This window comes from Flavobacterium sp. P21 (assembly GCF_050632225.1).
Classification (GTDB): Bacteria; Bacteroidota; Bacteroidia; order Flavobacteriales; family Flavobacteriaceae; genus Flavobacterium.
Map to the genome: position 1 here is coordinate 1,510,421 of NZ_CP192585.1, position 22,686 is coordinate 1,533,106.

Consider the following 22,686-nt stretch of genomic DNA (forward strand, 5'->3'; position numbering starts at 1 on the left):
CCTTTGTAGTAAGAGTTTTTTTTGGAGAAAATTCTTTGACGGTCAATAAAATCGCAATGATTTTAATTTTGTAAGAAAAATTACAATATTGTATAAAATATTACGTTTGGTTTCTTATACTATTAATTATGATGAAAGTGAGAAATATTTTAATCGTTATGTTTTTTGTCGTAGGAAATTTTGTTTCTATTGCACAATCTAATTTGCTTAATGCAAAAACTGTTTCCCAAATTGGAATCAAGACACCTGCACAGCGTATCGCAGATAATGATAAGCCATTGGCATATGGTTATGTAGAAGATCGTGACGTTTTGATGGGAAAAATGACTTGGGAGATTATTGATTTAAATGAAAAAATCAACTTTCCACTTTATTTTCCTGTAGATACTGCTAATATTGGCCCAGATAGGCGTTCTCTTTATGATGTTTTAACTAAAGCGATCAGGAATGGTAAAATAACTGAAGTGTATTCAGACAGTTATTTTAACACCAAGAAAACTATGAAAGATATTGAAGGATCATTATCTCGCGTAGATACCACTGATGCAGGAAGAGAGTTAATCAATCAAAATCCAGATGATTATAGATCACATGTAGTAAAGAAGAAGGTTGTTACGGGTACGGGTAAGAAAAAAGTGTGACTTATAAAGAGGAAACAGTTGGGCCTACACGTTCTGTTCCTGCTGAGTATATTCTAAAACAAGATTTAACTGCTCAGGATGTAACGCAATATAAAATCAAAGGATATTGGTATTTTGATAAACGTCAAGGAGAATTGAAGTATCGCTTAATTGGTATTTGTCCTGTTACTCCTGATGTTTATACGATGAATAGTGATGAGAAAGATTATATCGAGTTGTTTTGGGTTTTCTTTCCGGATGCGCGCGCGGTATTACATGAAGCAAAGGCTTTTAATGATGTGAATTCTGCGGCATCAATTTCATTTGATCAAATTTTAAATTCAAGACGTTTTAATTCCATTATCTACAAAGAAGAAAATGTGTATGGAGACCGCGAAATCAAGGATTACATGAAAGATAATGCCCAGAATCAGCTTTTGGAATCTGAAAGGGTGAAAGAGAAGATTCGTAACTTTGAACAAGACATGTGGAATTACTAAGTAATTGAACCAATTTATAAGACAAACTCTTATTATCTTTGTAATAAGAGTTTTTTTATTTTACCTATACACTGCACAATGCTTGATTATTTAATCGTAGGATCTGGATTAGCCGGAATTTCTTTTGCCGAAGTGGCGCTCAGAAACAACAAATCTATTATACTTGTTGACAACAAATCACAGCATTCGTCTAGAGTGGCAGGCGGATTGTATAATCCTGTAATTTTAAAACGCTTCAGTGAAGTTTGGAATGCCAAAGAGCAATTGGTTTTAATGAATGATTTTTACGCTCGGGTAGAGGATAAATTAAAAGAGAAATTCAATTTTAAAATGCCAATTCTCAGAAAATTTTTCTCAATAGAAGAACAAAATAATTGGTTCGCCGCTTCAGATAAAATAAATTTGGCTCCTTTTTTATCCACAAAATTAATTACTGAGAAATTTAACGGAATCGATTCTCCTTATGATTATGGTGAAGTCTTACATACAGGTTATGTTGATACCGCTTTATTATTGGATTGTTATCAAAAATACTTGCTTGAAAATAATTTGTTGCAGGAAGAATCGTTTGATTGCAATGATATTGAATTTTTAGAATCTGGTATTAAATATAAAGATATCGAGGCACGCCATATCATTTTTGCGGAGGGTTTTGGAATGCACAAAAATCCGTTTTTTAATTATTTACCGCTTGATGGCACTAAAGGGGAATTGTTTATCATAAAAGCGCCTGATTTGAATTTGGATTTGATTGTAAATACTAGCGTTTTTATACTTCCTTTGGGAAATAATCTATTCAAAGTTGGCGCAACGTATAATTGGTCTGATAAAACTGATGCACCAACAGAAGAAGGCAAGCAAGAACTCTTGGAACGTATAAAAGAAATTATTACCTGTGATTTTGAGATTGTAAAACATTTTGGTGGTGTTCGTCCTACAGTTGCGGACAGACGACCTTTGTTGGGAACTCACGAAGTTCACAAGTCATTGCATATTCTAAACGGATTAGGTACGAGAGGTGTTATGCTAGGGCCTGCAATGGCACAAGCTTTATACGACCACATCGAAAATGAAATTCCTTTGGATAGAGAGGCTGATATTAAGCGATTCCACAAAAGATATTTAAAATCTCTTACTTCTGACCAGCCTTCGGATCATAAGAAATAAACATATTGATATATAAATTTCTGGAAAGCCTAAGTACAAAAGGAAATAAAACTATAAGGGTGATTATGATTGCAATAAAGGATTGGCTAATACTTGCGCCCAAAAAGACAAAAGAAACAATAAAAGCGACAATTCCTACGGCAACATTCAGTGCATAACTCACATACATTGCACCATAAAAAAAGGAAGGTTCAATTTGGTATTTTAAACCGCAATGACTGCAGGTTTCATTCATTTTTAGGACTTTAGTCAAATGAAGGGGATTTTTGTCTTCGTACATGCTTTCATTTTGACATTTTGGACAGCTTCCGGTAAAAATACTGTTGATTTTGGATCCTTTTTTAAACATTTTAATGCGTAGTTTTTAATTCTGAAATCAAAGAAATTGATCAATAAAAAGAATAGTTGCTATAATGAAGTACTCTCTTACAAAGATACTATTTTATTTTGTTTTTAGTTTGATTTGTTGCGAATGGGGAGAGGCATATTCAAGAAAATATCCAAAAACTTCGACTATTTTTTCATCGGCGAAAGCCAAAACAAATGGAATTCAGAAATATTGCCAAAGCAGACCTTATTCAGTTCAAGAACTTTCAATTAAAAGTTATACTTTTGCACTTTCAAAATTGTGAACAGCAAGTGATTGTTTTACAGTTTTTTTAATTTCTAGATTTTCAGCAATACATTATGCTTAATATACACAATCTTTCAGTTTCTTTTGGTGGGACCTATTTATTTGAAGAAGTTACATTTCGTCTAGGCGCCGGCGACCGAGTTGGTCTTGTTGGTAAAAACGGAGCAGGTAAATCGACAATGCTTAAAATGCTTGCTGGTGACTTCAAACCAGATTCGGGAGTTATTTCTCAGGAAAAAGACATCAAAATGGGATTCCTGCGTCAGGATATTGATTTTGAACAAGGAAGAACTGTTTTGGAAGAAGCATACGAAGCCTTTACAGAAATCAAAATTGTAGAGAAAAAGCTGGAAGAAATCAATCATCAATTGGTAACTAGAACCGATTATGAAAGCGAAGAATACGGACAAATCATCGAAGATTTATCTGATTATACACATCGTTTTGATCTTCTTGGCGGTTACAATTATGTGGGAGATACAGAGAAAATTCTTTTAGGACTTGGTTTCAAAAGAGAAGTTTTCAATAATCAAACGGAAACATTTTCTGGAGGATGGAGAATGCGTATCGAATTGGCCAAATTATTATTGCAGTCTAATGATGTGTTGCTTCTGGATGAGCCAACCAACCACTTAGATATCGAGAGTATTATTTGGTTGGAGAACTTCCTTCGTAATTATCCTGGAGTTGTAGTAATCGTTTCGCATGATAAAATGTTCTTGGACAATGTTACAAACAGAACAATCGAAATCTCTTTAGGAAAAGCATATGATTTTAATAAACCGTATACTCAATATTTAGAATTGCGTCATGAAATTCGTGAAAAGCAATTAGCGACGCAAAAAAATCAGCAGAAAAAGATTGAAGAAACTGAAAAGTTAATCGAGAAATTCCGAGCAAAAGCTTCAAAAGCTTCAATGGCACAATCGCTGATTAAAAAATTAGATAAAGTAGAAAGAATTGAAGTTGACGAAGATGACAATTCAGTAATGAATATCTCGTTTCCGGTGTCAAAAGAGCCAGGAAAAGTGGTAATCGAAGCAGAGCATGTAACAAAAGCTTACGGCGATAAAACGATTCTTAAAGACATAAGTTTATTGGTAGAAAGAGGAAGTAAAATTGCTTTTGTCGGCCAAAACGGACAAGGAAAATCGACTTTCATAAAAGCATTGGTAAACGAATTTGAATACCAAGGAAACATCAAATTAGGACATAATGTACAATTAGGATATTTTGCGCAAAATCAAGCGGAATATTTAGATGGAGAAATCACGTTGCTTCAAACAATGGAAGACGTCGCAACCGACACGAACAGAATGAAAGTTCGTGATATGTTGGGTTCATTCTTGTTTCGTGGCGATGATGTAGAGAAAAAGTAAAAGTACTTTCTGGAGGTGAACGTAACCGTTTGGCGCTTTGTAAATTGTTGTTGCGGCCAATCAACGTTTTGCTGATGGATGAGCCTACAAACCACTTAGATATCAAATCTAAAAATGTATTAAAAGCGGCGCTTCAAAAATTCGGCGGAACTTTGTTGTTAGTTTCGCACGACAGGGATTTCCTTCAAGGAATGTCGAATATCGTTTACGAATTCAAAGACCAAAAAATAAAAGAATATCTTGGCGATATCAACTTCTTCTTAGAGCAGCTGCAATCTTGAAAACATGCGTGAAGTCGAGAAAAAAGATGTTGTAAAAGTATCTACTCCAAAAGAGAAAGAAGTTGCTAAAATATCATATGAAGATCAAAAGAAAACAAAAGCGCTACAAAACAGATTAAGCAAAATCGAAAGTCAGATTCAGCAATTAGAAAAAGACATTCAGCACGACGATAAAATGCTGGAAACCAATTACGACAAACATGTTGAAGACGCTTCATTTTTTACAGCATACAACAAAAAGAAAGCAGATTTAGATCAATTGTTAATCGACTGGGAAATCGTTCAAGAAGAGATTGATAATTTTAATGCTTAATTTTTGTTTCAAGTTTCAGGTTTGAAGTTTCAGGTTTTGAACTGAATGGATATTTAACCGCAAAGCACGCAAAGGATTACGCAAAGTTCGCAAAGTTTTTTTGACAAAGCTTTGCGAACTTTGCGCATTATATATGCAAACTATAAAAAACCTTTGCGTGCTTTGCGGTAAAATTTACTCGTCTAGATAGCAACCTGAAACTTGAAACTTGAAACAAAACTATTCAATAATCCCAATGGATCGAGAATGCTCAATTGCTTGACTGCTGTCTTTAAAATAACAGACAAAAACATTCAAAGTTTCTAAGTTTTTCATGATTTTTTTGACTTCTTCTTTTTGAGATTTTCCAGTTTGCCGGATGTAAACCGCAATTACAGTAACGGGAAATATTTTGCAGATTCTTTCATATAAAACGGGATCATGCTGTGAGTCATCGCCCAATAAAATATATTTCAGATTCGGGTAAAATTCCAAAACATGTTTTATTTTTTCAAACTTGTGATCGTGATTGCCGCGCCCGCTCATGAAAAAATCAGTAATGCCTCTTTTGATGTCTTTCAATAAAATGACGGCTCTTGGTAAATGATGGATTTTGGTAAACTGCACAATAAAACGGTACAAATTCCATTCGTCGCTTGAAATATAAAAAAAGCATTTACCTCTTCTTTATTTTTTCTTCCTGCCGAACTCAGAGCTTGATAATGCGCTACAACATCTTTAAAAACTTTTCGGTCGTTTACATTCTTAAACAATAAAATATAAATTTTCCTGAAGATATTCTGCGTGTGCGAAATCAAAAAAGTATCATCGATATCAGAAATAATGCCTAGTTTTCCTGTATGTGGATGTATAAAACTTCCTTTTGAAGTAATGATTTGTGAATTATATTTAATGCTGACTTCATAATTCATCCAACCAAAATGCGTTTCATTTTCAAGTGGAATGCAAAACTTAAAATGTCCGTCATCTAAAGTTTTCGTATGAATTTCTTGATTGCCATATTTCAAATAAACATCAAAATTTTTAATTGTTTTTATTCGAAACTGATTGATTATGGATTTTGCATTTTTTAAATTTTTCTTTTGAAAATCATAATCATACGTTCTTTTAAAAACATGCCCCATTACAATTAATTCTTCTTGATTGGCATAACCGCGATATAATTGTAATATTGGTTTCATTTATTGCGTATATTTATGAAACTGTAAATTACTTAATTTAATTGATTTTAAAGGTAAAATTTTGAAAAAGAACATTCTATTTGTTGTAAATCCCATTTCGGGTGATCTAGATAAAAGTAGTTTAATCGAAACGGTTGAAGAATTTGCATCTGTAAATTATTTTAATCTGGAAGTTTATGAAACATCTGGAAATAATGATTTGAGCAAAATTCAGTCGATTTATAATGCATTTGTCCCGGAGCGAATTGTCGTAGCGGGAGGCGACGGAACAATTAAAATGGTGGCCGAGGCGGTAGAGGATTACGATGTTGTACTTGGAATTTTACCTGCCGGATCAGCAAACGGTTTGTCTGTCGATTTGAATTTGCCTGCTCAAATAGATGAAAACTTAAAAATCGCTTTTATGAATCATTATATCGAAATGGATATGATTTGCATCAACGGCAAAAAAAGCATTCATTTAAGCGATTTAGGGTTGAATGCCAATTTGGTAAAAAACTACGAACAAAGCGATGTACGTGGTTTTTGGGGATACGCCTTACAGGCTTTTACAACTTTGACCGAATCTGAAGAGCCTTTTGTGGCGACGATTTCTGCCAATAATGAAATTGTAGAGCATACCGCAAGAATGATTGTAATAGCCAATTCACAAAAATATGGAACGGGTGTAATCATCAATCCAAATGGTGCCATGAATGATGGAAAATTCGAACTTGTAGTTCTGAAAAACCTCGATTTATTATTAATAGGGAAAATCATCACCGGAAATATGCCAATTGATTCTGATGATATTGTCATTATTTCGACAGATAAAGCGAGTATTAAAACAGATTATCCAGTAAATTTTCAGATTGACGGCGAATATTGTGGCGCGCAAACCGATTTAGATATTCATATTTTGCACAAGCAAATGAAAATTGCAGTTCCTTAATTGAAATTGCCATTTATATTGCCATTTATATTGTCATTGAGATTGCCATTGCCATTGAAATTTATTATTTAAACGGATTCCGTTCCTGCCATTCTGTTTTTGGTTCCAAATACTGGAATAATTTCGCAATATTATGATTGATCAAAGCATTGCTGTGTGTAATCAAACCATACATTTTTAATGGTTGTGCACCGACAGAGCTTTTTATTTCAAGTGCTGTTCTGGCAAATACAATTGCTTTAAAACCTTGATTGATTGAATAGGCGATCATGTCATAAAGCATATTTAGATACAACATTTTTTCGCGTTGCAGATTTTCATCGTAACCCAGAAAATAGGTATCCATTACATTTCCATTCTTGATCAAAGTATTGAATCCGATTAGTTTTTCATCCAAAAAATAACCATAAAACAAAAAGTTGTCTTTCATGATCTCTTTGAAAAAGCTGAAATGATTTCGAGCTAGAAAAAAGGTATTAAAAGGTGCATTTTTTGCCACATGAAAATACAAGTCATAAATTACATCTTCATATTGTTTGATGTCAGATAATGACATTTTTTCTTTACAATTCCTTCTGATTTCTTGCGAGCGCGTTTGTATTGATCTCTATATTTTTTAGACAGTGCATCAATATAATCTTGTTCGGTCTTCCAATTTTCATTGATTTCAAAAATCATATTGGGTTGTGTCGAAAAAGTGTAATTGTTTTTGAATTCAGCCTGAAGTGGTTTGATTTCCTCGGCAGTAAAATCTTTTATGCTGGTAATATGAACTTTTTTACCAGAAGCTCTCAAATCTTTTTTAAGCTGATTGATTGCTTTATGAAGTGTTTTGACCGCTTTTGAAACTTCTGCATTCTTAGAAAAAGCAAAAGCATTTTGTCCCGTAAGCATGTTGTTGCCAACAAATAATACATGTGAAGCGAAGTTTTTGAAAGCAAAATTACGCACAGACGTTTTTAAACATTGATCGCGTTCGCCAAAGGATTCTAACTTTTCGGCAAATAAAAATTGAGTCAAAGCAATTCCTGTCAGTTTTTCTTCTTCAAAAATTCCAATAAAATGACAAATCATATTTACTGGACAAGAATTTTCCAGTACTTCGAGATATTCTCGCGTCAAAAAAATATTTTCTGTCGCAAGCAAATTCCATTCCGACGGAAGTGAGGACGTTCGGTTATAGATTTGAAAAGAATAAGTTGTATTCAAAAGTGTGCGCTAATTTCTTCAAAATTAGATAATATTTGCAATAACTTACTTCCTTTAAGTTATTATTAAGAAAAACCCGTTTGAGTTTTGGTTTCAAACGGGTCCATTATATATTGATTTATGCGTAAGCACAGATAACGCCGCCCATTAAAGCAAGAGTAACCATCCAGAAGCCTGCATGAATGAAGATATATTTCCAAGATTTTCTTTCAAATAATCCATTAATTCCAATTATCGGAAGAGCAAAGAATAGACCTCCCATAAACCCGTGAAGCGCACCATGCTTAAAAGTACGATAAGCAGTTCCGTAATCAGCCATAAATGCGGCAAATGATGGTTTTGCATTAGCTAGCATTGGTGGTCCGCCAACCATTCCAACTGCTCCAGATTGGTGAATGGTCAAAGCCATTAATATCATTGTAGCCATTAAAGAGAAAACATAAGTCAACCCAAATATTTTGAGCATATTTCCTTTTTGAAGTTCTTCTTGTGTGAAATTGTTTTCTCTCATCCAGATTGTTCCGAATGTTTTTGGGTTGTACCAGATAAAGCCAACAACAAGTGGTATTACAGCGACTCCAAATAATGCAATAAAGTTAATTTCCATAATATGAGGTTTTTAGATTAGTTGAGTCAAATTTAGTTAAAAAAACGACCGAATTTACATTTTCTCCTTAAGTAGTAAAAAGGTTGTTAATTGTATTTTTATTAACACTTTATCGACAATTAGTGCATTATGTCTAGATAATTATATAATTTTACACTCGTAACAAACCCCAAATCTGTTATGAAAAGCTTTATTACTTTTTTTAGCATTCGCTTTTTCACTCAGTTCTTTTGCAGATACTGTTTCAGATAAAGAGAAAGAAGCTTTAATAAAATTATATCATGCAACGAATGGTTTGCAATGGAAAACAAAGTGGGATTTATCGCTTTCTGTTTCGACATGGTATGGCGTTCGTGCTGAAAACGGAAAAGTAGTAGCTTTAGATTTATCAAATAATAACCTGCAAGGCGAACTGCCTGCGGAGTTTTTTGATTTGATTAATTTGGTTCAGGTTAATTTTCAGAAAAATAAATTAGAAGGAAATTTGCCGAACAAAATTCAGAATCTCAAAGAGCTTGAAGTTTTAAATGTTTCTGATAATAATTTCTCAGGAGAAATTCCTGCGGCAATTTGTGAGCTTGAAAAACTGAAAGACTTGGAGCTTTTTATGAATAAAATTTCAGGAGAACTACCTACAGATCTTGGAAAATTAAAACAGCTAGAAGTTCTTGCCTTGTTTAACAATGAAATTCAAGGCTCGTTGCCGAGTTCAATTTACAAAATCTCGACCCTAAAAACATTGCTTTTAAATGGCAATAAATTATCGGGTAATTTGAGTAGGGAAATTGCGAATTTTAGAGCTTTGGAAAACTTAAGTTTGTTTGACAACAGTTTTGAAGGAGAAATTCCGGACGGACTTGGAAAGTCATGAAGCATCTTTCTGAAATGAATCTTTCTTATAATAAATTTAAAGGAGGAGTTTCTAGAAAAATAGCTTTATTAGATGCTTTAAATATGACAATGTTTGATGAAAACGGAAATCTGTTTTTATTAGAAATAAATGCTGAAAGACAAAAAAATATTACCGAAAATTAATCGTGCTTATGGAATGAATTTTACTCTGAAAAAAGTTGATTAAATATATTTAGTTAATTGCCGAAAACCGTAATTCGTTACGGTTTTTTTTGTTTCTTTTTTTGCGATTTATTGTTTTAACTTTGTGAAAATATTTTAAAAATCTTTTAGTTTTTTTCTTTAATTTTAAAATTAGATTCGGTCATTTGGCTGAAGCCGGAAAGAGAAAAATAATTAACCTTTTAATGTTAAAATTATGACACTGCAATATCAAGGCGAAGAATACGGAAAACCAACGACATTTACATTAAGAATCATTGGAAACAATTTGTCAAAAAGTAGTTCAAATTATCAAATTGATCTTTTGGTAGGAGATAAAAAATTGCCAACATTTACAACTGAAATTCATCAAAGTCTTTCTAATTGTTTGAAAGAGATTTATTTGTTTAGAAAACACCACGGAATCAAATTTGACGTCGCTTCAGAGAAAATAGTTTCGCTTTATGTTCCTTACGATAGAGTTTTGTTCAACTACAATAAATACGCTTTGTTTAGAGCTTAAGTTCAAACTTAAAATAAAACAAAAGACCGTTCATTTGAACGGTCTTTTCTGTTTAGAAGCAAGAAGTTAAAAGGATTGTTTTAGTTTTCTCTTTTCAGTCAAATATTTTCGGATTGGTGTATCAATATATGTCATAACAAGATAAGCGAAGCCAATTAAAACTAATGTTCCTATAGCTACAACTGTGTATAATTTCAAACCTGTAAGCTTATATTCTAGATTGTATGAAGCAAATATCCACATGGCGAAATAATGCGTCATGTATAATGGATAAGATAAATTTCCTGAGAAAATACAAAGTTTTTCCGTTCTTTCTGAAGTTATTGCGCCAGCTCCCAAAGCGACTATCAATGGGTAGTAAAACAATACAATAAGAGGTTCTGTTATAAAATTTAAATCGGTATTGAATGGATAGATGAAGGTTGGAAATAAAAGCAATGAAAGTCCGATGAATCCAAGTTTTGAAGGAATAATCCATTTAAATCTATAAACCGTCATTCCTGCTAAAAAGAGTAGGAAATGCGTGCGGCGCCATGCCAAAAAGTGTCGCCACCCCAGCCACCTGAAATGCCTTTTGCATAATAAGAAACATAAGCCAAAGCAATTCCTGCAATACAAGTTAGTAAAAGAATCATTTTGCGAGACAAGCGATATAAGAATAAACAATAAAAAATATTAGCAATATATTCCCAAAACAAAGACCAAGCAGGCGCATTCAGTCCGAAATTATTGTAAAAGCGCTCTTTCATTATTGGAAGCGGAATCATTAATAGTGAGCAAATAAATAGAAGCAAAATATCGAAAAAACTTCTGCTTCCAGTATCACCAAATGGCAAAGCAAAATATCCAATCAAGCCCAAAATCGAACCTAAAATAACTAACGGATGCAGTCGTATTAAACGTAATTTCAAAAACTCGACAGCGCCAATTTTTCCTATTCTATCATCATAAGCATAAGCTATAACAAACCCCGAAAGACAAAAGAAAAAATCGACGGCAAGAAAACTATGTGCGAATAAATTTTTGCTGTAATCTGAAATTGCGATTTCTAAAAAATGGTAAATTACTACGGCTATTGCGGCAATACCTCTTAATCCGTCAAGAATTTGAAAATGTTGTTTGGGTTTAATTGGCTCAGAATCGTTCATGTAAAGTTGGGTTGTAAATTAAAATTGTGTGATTGTATTTTGTTTCTTTTTGTTAAGTTCATTTTCCCATTGCATAAGTAATCCCGCCAAGCAAATGCTTCACGAAAAGTGGATCGCTGTAACTTTCAGGGCTATGTCCTAATGCGGTATAAAAGGCTCTTCCACCATCATAATCATGATACCACGCAAGAGGATGATTATTGCCATGTTTTCCTCCATTATACGATGATTCGTCAATCTTTATGAGCACTTTTACATTGGGATTTAAATATTTGAAATTGTACCATTCGTCTTTTCTTTCCCAAATTTCAGGCAGATGTTTTGTCGATGGATGTTTGTGATCTACCACAATAAGTTTAGCGTTTTGAGGCTCTGGATGACCTTCAAAAATACCGCCGATCATTTGGGTGTACCAATCCCAATCGGGTTCACAATTTGTGGCAGAATGGATACCCACAAAACCGTTTCCTTTTTCTATAAATTGCTGTAAAGCTAATTTTTGTTCTTCGCCTAAAACATGACCCGAAGCGCTTAGAAATATTACAGCTTGATATTTTTTCAAATTTTTAGAATTAATAGCCAATGAATCCTCAGTCGCATCTACTAAAAAGTTATTTTCTGAACCTAATTTTTTAATGGCCGCAATTCCTGCTGGAATGCTTTCATGTCTGAAGCCATTTGTTTTAGAAAAAATCAATACTTTTTTTGTCTTTTCAGAATTGTTGAGTTCTGTATTTTTTTGATAAAAAGAGGCTAAAAAACAACTCAACAGCACAATTACGATGCATGAAATTGATTTTTTTATGGAAGGCAAAATATTCATTTTGAAAGTTTTTGTTTTTGGGAAGATAGAAAAATAATCAATTCCTGTGAGAAATATTTTGTGTTGAATACCACACAAAAATTAGATTTTGTAGAAAAATGTATATCAAAAGCAAAAAGCTTCAAGTTTTCTTGAAGCTTTTTAAATAACTAACATTAAACAGAAATTTAAATTTTGCTTATCGTTACATGGTAACTTTTAAACTTTAAAAATCAGTTTCTTTTTATAAAAAATCCACAAAATAACTGACCAGAAAACAGCATACAACAAAGCATAAGCCAGCGACGCATTCAATGGATTTTCGAAACACGGAGCAAGCCCGTGTTTATAGATATAAGTTTGAAAGCTGATTTCTTCTCCAGCAATTTCTGGATTGGCAACTTTTATGGCGCTTAAAACTCTCGGAATTATTCCAGAAAAGAAAAATACAATCATTGGGTTTACGCCCCAAATCAAGAACAATTTGGTCCATTTTTTATAGCCTTGAATATCGATTATGTAATACAAAATCGTTAAGCAGATTGTAGCGATTCCGGCCGTATATAAAACGTAAGAACTTGTCCAAAGCGATTTGTTGATAGGGAAGAAGATGTTCCAAAACAAACCTCCAATTAATAAAGCGGTTCCTGCAATAGCAGTCTTTTTTACGATTTCGATTTTATCAATTGATAAGTTTAAAAGCTGTCCAATGTACATTCCTAAAATTCCAGTTCCAATTGCTGGCAACGTACTCAAAATTCCTTCTGGATCCCAAGTTTTAGACGAAGCCCATAAATGGCCATTTAGAAGCGTATCGTCAATCCAAGCGGCTAGATTTGTTCCTTTGTCGAAATTCGCAGGACCAAATCCCGGAACGGGAACAAAAGCCATTAAAAGCCAATAACCAATTAAAAGTGTTGCTAAAACTAAAAGTTGTGTTTTTAAATTTGTCTTTAAATACAAAATAGAGGTAAAGAAATACACAATCGCTATTCGCCGCAAAACGCCTGGAATTCTCGTATCTTCAAAATGCTCTAAGCCACTAAAAGCTAGAGAAAGTAATATGATAAAGATTCCAACTGCAAGAACGGTTTTCACTTTCATTGAAAAGTTTCCTAAAAGTGCATAAGCTACGCCAAAAGCAATAACCAATCTCACGCCTAACAACGGAATTCCTTCTAAACCAAACAAATGAATTCTGCTGAAAATGCTTAAAAACAATCCCAAACAGAAAATTCGAAGTGAACGGACTAAGATTTTATTGAAAGCATTTCCGTCAAAATGTTTTACTGGCATTGCAAACGGAATTGCAGTTCCCATTATGAAAACAAAAAAGGGAAAAACTAAATCGGTAGGAGTGCGACCGTGCCATTCAGCATGTTCTAAAGGAGCATAAATTGAATCCCAGCTCCCCGGATTATTTACAATTGTCATCAAGAAGATGGTAAATCCTCTAAAGACATCGAGTGAGGTTAAACGTTCTTTTGTCATTGGGTTTGTTTTTTGGGTTGTTAGATTTTTTAGAAGAAAGAAGCAAGAAGAAAGATTACTTTATAATCGCATTCTGAATTATTTGCTGAATTTCTTCTCTGATTTTTCCTTTGGCTAATTTATTTTCGTCATTCACTACTTCTGGGTATGTTCTGTTGGATAAGAAAACATAAACAATTTCGGTTTCTGGATCTGCCCAAGCCATGTTTCCTGTAAAGCCTGTATGCCCAAAACTTGCTTCAGAAACACAATCACAAGTTGGCCCGCCTTTGTGAACTCTTTTATCAAATCCTAAACCTCTTAAAACGCCCTGATTTTTGTAGTAACAAGTATTAAAAGTATCAAAAGTTTGAGGAGAAAAATATTGAATACCACCGTAATTTCCTTTTTGTAAGTACAATTGCATCATTTTTGCAACATCCATACTGTTTGAAAAAATTCCTGCATGACCTGCAACACCGCCTTCCATCGCCGCCGCCATATCGTGCACATAACCTTGAATTAGCTGATGTCTGAAATAATTATCAATTTCAGTTGGCGCAATATTACTTTTGCCAAATTTATCCAAAGGATTGTAAAGCGTATTGGTCATTCCTAACGTGCTGTAGAAATTTTCTTTGCTCAAATCTTCCAGTTTTTTATGTGTTTTTCTTTCTAAATATTCTTTTAGAATGATAAAAGTAAAATCGCTGTATTTGTATTCTTTTTTAGGAGAAACAGGACTTTGCGCAATGATTTTCATGATCGTGTCATGATAATCATTTCGAATGTAAAGACTGTCAGCTACTTTTGTTGTAAAACCATTTTCAGCTATTTTTCGATAGTATTTTTCAGAAGGTTTGTTGTTTTTGTCTAATGTTGCTTTGTAAAACGGAATCCAAGCTTGAAGTCCAGCATAATGATTCAGCAAATCTTTGAAAGTGATGTTTTCTTTGTTTGTTTTGGCAAAAAACGGCAACATGTCTTTTAGTTTGGTGTCCAGCGTTACTTTGTTTTTATCGTACAATTGCATCACATTTGGCGGCGTCGAAATCATTTTTGAAATCGAAGCTACATCATATAAATCGGAATTGGTTACTGTTTTTCCGTTATCGTAAGTTTGAGCTCCATATGATTTCTGAAAAATTACACTTCCTTTTCTTGCCACCAAAACCTGCATTCCGGGAGTCATTTTTCCGTCAATTGCTTTTTGTGCCACAGCATCAATTTTAGATAAAATAGCCGGATTCATATTTACGTTTTCTGGAGCTGTAAACGCTAATCGATTTAGTTTTTCGGTAGTTAAACCATCGTTTACATGAAAAGCATCATTAATTGAAACAGGCAGTTTTCCTTTAGCTTCAATGGCTCCAAAAAGCAATTCTGCCGAAACCACTTGGCTGATATCTGAGTTTTGATACGAAACAACTAATCCTTCAATATCATCAAAGTTATCAATTGACAGAAGTGAATACGGTTTGGCAAAAACATCCAAAATTACTTTGTTGTGTTTTGCAATTTCTTTCAGCCAAAGCATTTCTTGTAGTGTGAATTCTTGTTTTTCCCAAGGCTTATTTACTTTATGAAAGCTGATGATAACCTTGTCAAACTTTTTTAATTCACTATTCAAACTGTCAAGATTGGTGTCTTTAACTTCTGTAATATCAGTGTATTTTTTTAAAGTAGAAATGAAACTGCTGTTGGTATCTTCACCCAATTTTACGTAAGCAATTTTTTCGCTTAAATCTTTTATCGGAAGAATTTCTTTGTCATTTTTTAAAACCGTAATCGCATTTTCATATAATTTATAATGCAAAGCATCATTTTGAGACGGATTCAAATCTTCATACAAATTATTTAAATCAATTGGTTTGTATTTGTTTAATCCTGCTTTGTATTTGTAGTGCAATATTTTTTTACCGAATGTGCTAAACGTTCTTCTGTAATTACTTTTTCGTTGTAAGTCGCTTCTAATTTCTGAAAAGCAACTGGCACATTTTCTGGGCAAAGCAAAATGTCATTTCCAGCTAAAATTACGGCTATTTCCAAATCGCCTGGGCCTTTAAAATTAGTCGCGCCTTTCATCGCTAAACCATCTGTAAAAATTAATCCATTGAAACCTAATTCTTTTTGAAGCAAGTTCGTAACGACATTATAAGAAGCAGAAGAAGGGCAATTTGGCTGTGATTCTAAACTCGGAATATTAAGATGCGCGACCATTACAGAAGCCAAACCTTCGTCGAATAATTTTTTGTACGGATATAATTCTACCAACTCTAGTCTGTCTTTAGAAAAATTAACGGTAGGCAAAGCTTTATGCGAATCGGTTGAAGTGTCGCCATGTCCAGGAAAATGCTTTCCTGTACAGAAAACGCCGTTTCCTTGAATTCCTTTCATTAACGCAATCGCTTTTTCGCTTACGTTTACTTTATCTTCACCAAAAGAGCGGTTTCCAATAATTGGATTTTTAGGGTTTGTATTAATATCCAAAACAGGAGCAAAGTTGAAATGAACGCCAATTCGTTTGTTTTCAGTGGCCATATTTTTTCCCACTTTTTCGATCAAGCTCAAATCTTGAATCGCGCCCAAAGTCATGTTCCAAGGATAACGATACGTTGAATCCAAACGCATGGCTAATCCCCATTCGGCATCAATACCGATCATCAAAGGGACTTTAGCTTTTGATTGATATAAATTGGTCAATTTTGCTTGACGAACTGGTCCGCCTTGAAAGAAAATAACGTTTCCTATTTTGTAATCTTCAATAAGTTTGCTGATTTGGTTGACGTGTGCAGAATCTTTATTAGAATAAGCAGAAACCATGAACAGCTGACCAATTTTTTCTTGAACCGTCATTTTGTTGTAAATGCTGTCAACCCAAGCTGTTTCCTGATCAGAATCTTTGAAGAATGTCTTTTTTTCTGAAGTATTTTTTTGGACGTAAACAGTGGTGTCCTTCAAAGGAATACCTTTTTTGGCATCGGTTACGGTGGTTTTTTTAGAAGCACAATTGGTGATTAAAAATATAAAAGAGGCGTATAAACTGATTTTTATGAATGAATTTTTCATGTGATTTTTTTAAATCGATTTGAATTTTAGCATCAAATTCAAATCGATTAATCAATATTGATAAGCTGATTAGAAGCTTATTTTGTCACTCGTTTTAGAGCTTGTAATGTATAATCCTAAATAAGTTATTAATCCGTTTAGGACGATTAATTCGTTATCAAAAACATATCCTGCAAACAGCAGTTTCGAGTTTTCATTAATTAGATAAGTGAAAAACGGCGACAATAAACAGATTATCGGTACGAGTTTGTCATTTACATTTCTTGATTTTTGGAACAAACCAAAAGCATATAATCCTAGTAATGGGCCATAAGTATAAGAAGCAACTTTAAAGATCATTCCTACAACAGAACTATCGTTTATAGCATTAAAAACCAAGATGATAAAAAACACTAAAACAGAAAAACTGATGTGTACTAAATGTCTAATTTTTACCGTGTTTTTCTTGTGACTATTTTCTGCTTTGTCCATTCCTAAAAAGTCAACACAGAAAGAAGTGGTTAAAGCTGTTAAAGCCGAATCTGTAGTAGCAAAAGTTGCGGCAATAATTCCTAATAAAAATACGATTGCAGGAATTAATGCTAAATGATTTAGCGCAATTTCTGGAAATAATAAATCGGTTCTTGGTTTTCCCGTCACTAAATCAGTTGGAATTGAAATCCCATTTTTATTTGCATAGATGTATAAAAGCGCTCCAACACTCAAAAAGAAAATATTGATTACGACAAATATTCCTGTAAAAGTGAACATGTTTTTTTGTGCTTCGCCAATGTTTTTGCGACTCAGGTTTTTTTGCATTAAATCCTGATCCAAACCTGTCATGGCAATGGTTACAAACATTCCGCCTATAATTTGTTTTATGAAATGGAATTTGCTTCCCATAAAATCATCAAAGAAAAAGATCTTGGAGTAATTACTATTTTTCACTTCTTCAAAAGCGCTGATAGCACTTAAATCCATTCGGTCGCAAATGAAATAAATGGTTAAGAAAACAGAAGTCACTAGGAAAAACGTCTGCAAAGTATCCGTAATAATAATCGTTTTTAGTCCGCCTCTGTAAGTGTATGAGAAAATAAGCAATAACGAAATCAAAACGGTAAAAGCGAACGGAACGTGATAGAAATCAAATACAAAACGTTGTAAAACAATAACCACCAAATAAAGTCTGAATGCCGAGCTGATCGTTCTGCTGATCAAGAAAATAGAAGCGGCAGTTTTATAACTGAAAACACCCATTCTGTGCTCGATATAACTGTAAATCGAAGTCAGATTCATTCTGTAATAGAGTGGCAACAATAATTTTGTAATTACAATAAAGCCAAGCGCATTTCCTAAAACAAACTGAAAGTATTTGAATTGTTCACCACTTGCCGCACCAACCTCGCCCGGAACCGATATAAAAGTAACTCCAGAAAGAGCCGTTCCAATCATCCCGAAAGCAACTAAATACCATTTTGAATTTTTATTGGCAGTAAAAAAAGCTTCATTTCCGCTGTCTTTCTTGCTTACTCTGTGCGAGATATAGAATAATGTTCCGAAATAAATGATAATTAAGAGAAGGATGGTGCTTGGTGTCATTTTATTTTTTGGTGTTTGATTCTTTTATAAAACTATAAAAGATTTTAAATAGTTTTGGTTTTGCAGATTTTTATTTTTGTGCCAATAAAACTGCTCTTACACTTTTGTGCTTATGTAGTAATTCTTCGGCTAAATCATACTCAATATTAAGCTCTTCCATGATCATTTTGATGCCTCGTTTTACGAGTTTTTCATTCGAAAGCCGCATATCAACCATTTTGTTGCCTTTTACTTTTCCAAGTTTGATCATTACCGAAGTTGAGATCATGTTTAAAGTTAATTTTTGAGCCGTTCCCGATTTCATTCGGGTGCTTCCAGTTAAAAATTCTGGCCCTACAATTAATTCAATTGGATAATCAGCTTCTTGAGCAATAAGTCCTTTACTGATGCAAGAAATACTTCCTGTTTTTATATTGTGTTCTTTGGCTTTTTTAGAGCGCCTAAGACATAAGGTGTATTTCAGAAGCGGCAATTCCGATAATAAAATCAAGGCTTGAGATTTCAAATTTTTCTAAATCTTTCCAAGCTTGTTCTGTGTCATCTTCAGCGTTTTCAACTGCTTTTCTAATAGCAGTGTCACCGCCGGCAATAATTCCGATAATCATATCATGTGGAACACCAAAAGTCGGTGGGCATTCCGATGCATCTAAAATTCCGATTCTCCCTGAAGTTCCTGCTCCAATATAAAATAATCGGCCGCCTAACTGCATTTTTTTGACAATTGCTTTAACCAGTTTTTCGATTTTAGGAATTTGTTCTTCAATAATATTCGGTACTTTTTTGTCTTCTGTATTAATGTTTGTAAGAAGTTCTTTCACGCTCATTTGATCCAAATCTTTGTACAAAGATTCTTGTTCAGTTTCAGGATTTTTATTTTTCATTTTTCTCTTTTTTTTGATTTTAAAAACCAAATTCTTTCGAATAAGGACTTCGTTTTTTTGCATTAATAGTCTCTATTTTATTGAAAAAATAGCGGAATTCGAGTGGATTATTGAATTAAGGGATTATTTGTAAATCAGGTATTTTGTTCGCGTTTTTTTGAAAGCTTCAAGATCTTTCTGCCAAGTTTTTCTAATTTCAGATTCAGAAACACCGCTTTCAATTTGCTGTTGTAATTTTTTTGTTCCCGCAAGCTTAGTAAAAAAAGCATTGAAGAATTTTGTTTTGTCACTCGTATTTTGATACGCTTTAATCAGCCATTTTAATTCGAGTTGTTTTAGTTTTGGATATTTCGTTAAATCCTCGCCAAAACATTCTTTTCCATTGTATAAAGGATCTTTTGCACCAAAATTTGGTTTCGGTGTAAAGCTGAAATTGGTTTTGGTTAAATAGGGCGAACCATAAATTTGAAATTGCGTTTCAGTGCCACGGCCCACACTCACATTTGTTCCTTCAAAAAGACATAAACTCGCATAAAGATTGATCGATTGATCGTTTGGCAAATTCGGAGATGGCTTAACCAATAAACTGTAAGGCATTGTGCGTTTATAATCCAAACATGGAATAACAGTTAATTTGCATTGTGCGCCATCTTTCAGCCATTTTTCGCCATTTACCATTTGTGCATATTCTCCAATCGTCATTCCGTGAAGAAGGGGAATAGGGTGCATGCCGACAAAACTTGTAAATTCTTTTTCTAAAAGCGGACCGTCAACGATGGAACCATTCGGGTTTGGCCTATCAAAAACAATAAGCGGAACGTTGTTTTCTGCGCAAGCTTCCATTACATAATGAAGCGAAGAAATATAAGTATAGAATCGAGCGCCAACATCTTGTAAGTCAAAGATCATCACATCAATTCCTGCTAATTGTGCTGGTTTTGGCTTTTTATTGTCACCGTAAAGTGAAATAATGGGTAAGCCGGTTTTTGGATCTTTTCCGTCAACAACATGTTCGCCGGCATCAGCAGTTCCTCTAAACCCGTGTTCTGGAGCAAAAATAGTCTGAATGGCGATTTTTTTCTCTAGAAGAAAATCAACTACATGTGTTTTATCAGACAAAATTCCAGTTTGATTCGTCACAATTCCGACTTTTTTATCTTTTAAAATCGGAAGATATTTTTCGTAATTATCTGCACCAGTTTTAATTACAGAAGCATTGATTCCCAATGAATTCTGAGATTGAATTGTTGAAGATTGAGACGGAATACAAAATAGAAATGCCGCAACAAAAGCACTTTTTGCTATAAATTTTATCATTTTAAATACAGTTAATTGTTAAGACAAAAAAATTGACAAAATAAAAATAAGATTTTATTGGGATGTATATGAATGTTTTAGGTAGATTGGGGGAAATCTAAAAACTAATATTGTATAACCTGAATTATTCAGGTGAGAATCTTATTTTGTCTTTTTGTCTGTCACGATGTGTTTAAAAAAGAATGTTTTTTAAATACTGCCCCCAAAAAACATGATATTTTGGAGGCAGTTTTACTATTTATTTTTCAGTTTTTACTGAATTACCAGCCTGGGTTTTGTTTTAATGTTACACCTTCAGCCAAGTACAAATTGATATCGTTTGTTGGAATTGCACTTAAGTAATTTTTAGGCGATACAAACAATCTTGTTACACCTGCTTGCGTAAGGAATTACATATCCTTGTGCATTTACTTTTGTTTTAGTATTTCCGCCTATCAAAGAAACTATTCTAGCTCCTAAAATAACATCTGGATTAGCATTAGTGTCTAAATAATCTCCTTTTTTCCAACGAATAAGATCTTCTTTTCTCATAGAAGTCCAGCTCATGAACTCAATTCTGCGCTCACGACGAATCTCATATATAATTGGACTAACAATTCCGCCTAGTTGCTCTAACGCAGATGTTCTTTGCGGATCATCGATTTGTACGCCATTAGCAGAAGCATTTGTGCCATCTGTAGTCAAAATAGCAATTCCTGCACGTGTACGAACTTTGTTGATTGACAAATTAAGATCATTGTTAGTAATTGTGCCTAATTCAGCACAAGCTTCAGCATAATTCAAATAAACCTCGCTTAGTGTAAAGATAGGAGCATCAATTTGATTTTGCCCAATTGTTGTAACCTCTGTGCCTGTTGCGGCTGGGTTGTTGTATAGTTGAATTACATAACCTGTTATAGATGTCAAACCATTGAAAGGTTTGTCAGAATAAGCATAATCTGCATTGCTGAAAGCTTTAGCAAATCTTGGATCTCTGTTGGCAAATGTATTAGCAATAGTAGCATCACCCAAATACTGAGCATTTCCTGCTTGTTTGATAGGCAATCCATTTGTAGTTACATAACTTTCTGCGGCAAATTTTGTCAATCCGTTTTGAACAGTTGAGGTATTTGTGTATGCTTGAATTCCATTTCCTAAAACACCTTTAATGTATCTTTTTGTCAAAATTACTTCAGTGTTTCCTAATAGCTCAAGAGAATTGTAAAGTGCTTTCCAATCTGCGTTTAATTTATAAGAATTGTTATTCATTACAGCTAAAGAAGCATCTTTTGCTTTTTGAAGATAAGCATTTCCATTTTGACCTAGATTGTATTTTCTGTAAGTACCTTCAGTTAAACATACTTTGCTTAATAATGCATATGCAGTGTATTTGTTTACTGTAATATTACTGTCATCAACGTTTAATAACATTGGAATTGCTTCTTCCAAATCTTTAATAACATTGTCCATAACTTCTGCTCTTGAAGAAGCTGGTTTGTATACATTAGGATCGTTTTGAGCTAAATATTTATCTGTATAAGGCACATCACCAAACTGTTGTGCCAAACGGAAATAGGTATTAGCTCTAAAAAACTTTGCAACACCTATATAGTGGTTTTTCTTCACCTGATCCATAGGTACATTTGGTACTCTTTCTAGCATCAAATTACAACGGCGAATCAAAGTGTAGTATTCGTTCCAGTTTGCGTTAGTTGCATTTGTTGCTGTTGGAAAGTTTGTAAAAACGTTCATTGCCAAGTTGTCGTCTATTAATCCTGTAGCTGTGGCATGGAAATAAAAGTCTGCCGTAGTACCAGCATTATTTCCGTAACCATTAAAGGTATTATAGTTTAGCCAAGAATATGTTTTTACGTTATTTTCTGAAGTCCAAAAATTGTCGTCTGTAAACACATCTTCAGGCGGTGTATCCAAAAAATCTGAACAGCTAACAGCTAGACTTGCAAAAGTTAGCAAGGCAACTGATAGTTTTATCTTAGAGTTTATTATTAGTTTTCTCATTTTGATTAATTTTTAATTTTTAAAT

The 22,686-nt window shown here is 33.6% G+C and carries 15 protein-coding genes and 6 pseudogenes; 8 read left to right on the top strand and 13 right to left on the bottom strand.

Annotation, left to right across the window (positions count from 1 at the left end; all coding sequences use genetic code 11):
• Positions 1-131: 131 nt before the first annotated feature.
• Positions 132-1,120 (top strand): annotated as a pseudogene (gene gldN, locus ACQ9BO_RS07340) (gliding motility protein GldN).
• Between the two features lie 78 nt (positions 1,121-1,198).
• Positions 1,199-2,287 carry an NAD(P)/FAD-dependent oxidoreductase gene (locus ACQ9BO_RS07345; RefSeq protein WP_431244174.1) on the top strand — a complete coding sequence of 363 codons (1,089 nt, stop codon included), beginning with the start codon at positions 1,199-1,201 and terminating at the stop codon, positions 2,285-2,287.
• Here ACQ9BO_RS07345 and ACQ9BO_RS07350 read toward each other — a convergent pair.
• A complete protein-coding gene (locus tag ACQ9BO_RS07350; protein WP_431244175.1) occupies positions 2,253-2,636 on the bottom strand; it encodes a DUF983 domain-containing protein in 384 nt (127 codons plus the stop codon). The two genes, ACQ9BO_RS07345 and ACQ9BO_RS07350, sit on opposite strands and share 35 nt — an antisense overlap.
• A gap of 64 nt (positions 2,637-2,700) precedes the next feature.
• Between ACQ9BO_RS07350 and ACQ9BO_RS07355 the strand changes: the two genes are divergently transcribed.
• Together ACQ9BO_RS07355 and ACQ9BO_RS07360 are read left to right on the top strand one after the other, a co-directional pair.
• Positions 2,701-2,919: a hypothetical protein gene (locus tag ACQ9BO_RS07355; protein ID WP_431244176.1), complete on the top strand. Its 219-nt coding sequence runs from the start codon at positions 2,701-2,703 to the stop codon at positions 2,917-2,919.
• 55 nt (positions 2,920-2,974) lie between these two features.
• Positions 2,975-4,894 (top strand): annotated as a pseudogene (locus tag ACQ9BO_RS07360) (ABC-F family ATP-binding cassette domain-containing protein).
• Between the two features lie 219 nt (positions 4,895-5,113).
• Here the strand turns inward: ACQ9BO_RS07360 and ACQ9BO_RS07365 are convergent.
• Positions 5,114-6,075, bottom strand: a pseudogene (locus ACQ9BO_RS07365) (App1 family protein).
• A 61-nt stretch (positions 6,076-6,136) separates the two neighbouring features.
• Here ACQ9BO_RS07365 and ACQ9BO_RS07370 point away from each other — a divergent pair.
• Positions 6,137-7,006 carry a diacylglycerol/lipid kinase family protein gene (locus tag ACQ9BO_RS07370; protein WP_431244177.1) on the top strand — a complete coding sequence of 290 codons (870 nt, stop codon included), beginning with the start codon at positions 6,137-6,139 and terminating at the stop codon, positions 7,004-7,006.
• Positions 7,007-7,070: 64 nt separating this feature from the next.
• Here ACQ9BO_RS07370 and ACQ9BO_RS07375 read toward each other — a convergent pair.
• Together ACQ9BO_RS07375 and ACQ9BO_RS07380 are read right to left on the bottom strand one after the other, a co-directional pair.
• A pseudogene (locus ACQ9BO_RS07375) lies at positions 7,071-8,215 on the bottom strand (peptidogalycan biosysnthesis protein).
• A gap of 118 nt (positions 8,216-8,333) precedes the next feature.
• Positions 8,334-8,822: a DUF1761 domain-containing protein gene (locus tag ACQ9BO_RS07380; RefSeq protein ID WP_431244178.1), complete on the bottom strand. Its 489-nt coding sequence runs from the start codon at positions 8,820-8,822 to the stop codon at positions 8,334-8,336.
• 295 nt (positions 8,823-9,117) lie between these two features.
• Between ACQ9BO_RS07380 and ACQ9BO_RS07385 the strand changes: the two genes are divergently transcribed.
• The 3 genes from ACQ9BO_RS07385 to ACQ9BO_RS07395 all read left to right on the top strand — a co-directional run bounded on the left by ACQ9BO_RS07385 (position 9,118) and on the right by ACQ9BO_RS07395 (position 10,398).
• Positions 9,118-9,693, top strand: coding sequence for a leucine-rich repeat domain-containing protein (locus tag ACQ9BO_RS07385; protein ID WP_431244179.1), 576 nt, complete (start codon positions 9,118-9,120; stop codon positions 9,691-9,693).
• A complete protein-coding gene (locus ACQ9BO_RS07390; RefSeq protein ID WP_431244180.1) occupies positions 9,690-9,857 on the top strand; it encodes a hypothetical protein in 168 nt (55 codons plus the stop codon). The genes ACQ9BO_RS07385 and ACQ9BO_RS07390 overlap by 4 nt, the downstream gene beginning before the upstream one ends.
• 235 nt (positions 9,858-10,092) lie before the next feature.
• Positions 10,093-10,398, top strand: a complete 306-nt coding sequence (locus tag ACQ9BO_RS07395; RefSeq protein ID WP_431244181.1) for a hypothetical protein — start codon at positions 10,093-10,095, stop codon at positions 10,396-10,398.
• 66 nt (positions 10,399-10,464) lie between these two features.
• Here the strand turns inward: ACQ9BO_RS07395 and ACQ9BO_RS07400 are convergent, their stop codons facing one another.
• The 9 genes and pseudogenes from ACQ9BO_RS07400 to ACQ9BO_RS07440 all read right to left on the bottom strand — a co-directional run bounded on the left by ACQ9BO_RS07400 (position 10,465) and on the right by ACQ9BO_RS07440 (position 22,661).
• Entirely contained in the window at positions 10,465-10,896 is a 432-nt protein-coding gene (locus tag ACQ9BO_RS07400) for a hypothetical protein (RefSeq protein ID WP_431244182.1), read from the bottom strand.
• A gap of 5 nt (positions 10,897-10,901) precedes the next feature.
• Positions 10,902-11,546, bottom strand: a complete 645-nt coding sequence (locus tag ACQ9BO_RS07405) for an acyltransferase family protein (protein ID WP_431244183.1) — start codon at positions 11,544-11,546, stop codon at positions 10,902-10,904.
• Between the two features lie 58 nt (positions 11,547-11,604).
• Positions 11,605-12,369, bottom strand: coding sequence for a ThuA domain-containing protein (locus ACQ9BO_RS07410; protein ID WP_431244184.1), 765 nt, complete (start codon positions 12,367-12,369; stop codon positions 11,605-11,607).
• A 198-nt stretch (positions 12,370-12,567) separates the two neighbouring features.
• Positions 12,568-13,839, bottom strand: coding sequence for an acyltransferase family protein (locus tag ACQ9BO_RS07415; RefSeq protein WP_431244185.1), 1,272 nt, complete (start codon positions 13,837-13,839; stop codon positions 12,568-12,570).
• A 55-nt stretch (positions 13,840-13,894) separates the two neighbouring features.
• Positions 13,895-16,887, bottom strand: a pseudogene (locus ACQ9BO_RS07420) (glycoside hydrolase family 3 N-terminal domain-containing protein).
• Positions 16,888-16,956: 69 nt separating this feature from the next.
• Positions 16,957-18,465 (bottom strand): sodium:solute symporter, encoded by a 1,509-nt coding sequence (locus ACQ9BO_RS07425; protein ID WP_431244186.1) that lies wholly within the window; start codon positions 18,463-18,465, stop codon positions 16,957-16,959.
• Between the two features lie 70 nt (positions 18,466-18,535).
• Positions 18,536-19,346: pseudogene (gene murQ / locus ACQ9BO_RS07430) on the bottom strand (N-acetylmuramic acid 6-phosphate etherase).
• A 123-nt stretch (positions 19,347-19,469) separates the two neighbouring features.
• Positions 19,470-20,663: an exo-beta-N-acetylmuramidase NamZ family protein gene (locus tag ACQ9BO_RS07435; protein WP_431244187.1), complete on the bottom strand. Its 1,194-nt coding sequence runs from the start codon at positions 20,661-20,663 to the stop codon at positions 19,470-19,472.
• Positions 20,664-21,008: 345 nt separating this feature from the next.
• On the bottom strand, positions 21,009-22,661 hold the full coding sequence (locus ACQ9BO_RS07440; protein WP_431244188.1) for a RagB/SusD family nutrient uptake outer membrane protein: 1,653 nt from the start codon (positions 22,659-22,661) through the stop codon (positions 21,009-21,011).
• Positions 22,662-22,686 lie beyond the last annotated feature (25 nt).

What these genes read in the sequence shown, in the direction of transcription:
- ACQ9BO_RS07345 (WP_431244174.1), top strand. Translation starts at nt 1,199, where the DNA reads ATGCTTGATTATTTAATCGTAGGATCTGGATTAGCCGGAATTTCTTTT.
- ACQ9BO_RS07350 (WP_431244175.1), bottom strand. Translation starts at nt 2,636, where the DNA reads ATGTTTAAAAAAGGATCCAAAATCAACAGTATTTTTACCGGAAGCTGT.
- ACQ9BO_RS07355 (WP_431244176.1), top strand. Translation starts at nt 2,701, where the DNA reads ATGAAGTACTCTCTTACAAAGATACTATTTTATTTTGTTTTTAGTTTG.
- ACQ9BO_RS07380 (WP_431244178.1), bottom strand. Translation starts at nt 8,822, where the DNA reads ATGGAAATTAACTTTATTGCATTATTTGGAGTCGCTGTAATACCACTT.
- ACQ9BO_RS07390 (WP_431244180.1), top strand. Translation starts at nt 9,690, where the DNA reads ATGAAGCATCTTTCTGAAATGAATCTTTCTTATAATAAATTTAAAGGA.
- ACQ9BO_RS07395 (WP_431244181.1), top strand. Translation starts at nt 10,093, where the DNA reads ATGACACTGCAATATCAAGGCGAAGAATACGGAAAACCAACGACATTT.
- ACQ9BO_RS07400 (WP_431244182.1), bottom strand. Translation starts at nt 10,896, where the DNA reads ATGACGGTTTATAGATTTAAATGGATTATTCCTTCAAAACTTGGATTC.
- ACQ9BO_RS07405 (WP_431244183.1), bottom strand. Translation starts at nt 11,546, where the DNA reads ATGAACGATTCTGAGCCAATTAAACCCAAACAACATTTTCAAATTCTT.
- ACQ9BO_RS07410 (WP_431244184.1), bottom strand. Translation starts at nt 12,369, where the DNA reads ATGAATATTTTGCCTTCCATAAAAAAATCAATTTCATGCATCGTAATT.
- ACQ9BO_RS07415 (WP_431244185.1), bottom strand. Translation starts at nt 13,839, where the DNA reads ATGACAAAAGAACGTTTAACCTCACTCGATGTCTTTAGAGGATTTACC.
- ACQ9BO_RS07425 (WP_431244186.1), bottom strand. Translation starts at nt 18,465, where the DNA reads ATGACACCAAGCACCATCCTTCTCTTAATTATCATTTATTTCGGAACA.
- ACQ9BO_RS07435 (WP_431244187.1), bottom strand. Translation starts at nt 20,663, where the DNA reads ATGATAAAATTTATAGCAAAAAGTGCTTTTGTTGCGGCATTTCTATTT.
- ACQ9BO_RS07440 (WP_431244188.1), bottom strand. Translation starts at nt 22,661, where the DNA reads ATGAGAAAACTAATAATAAACTCTAAGATAAAACTATCAGTTGCCTTG.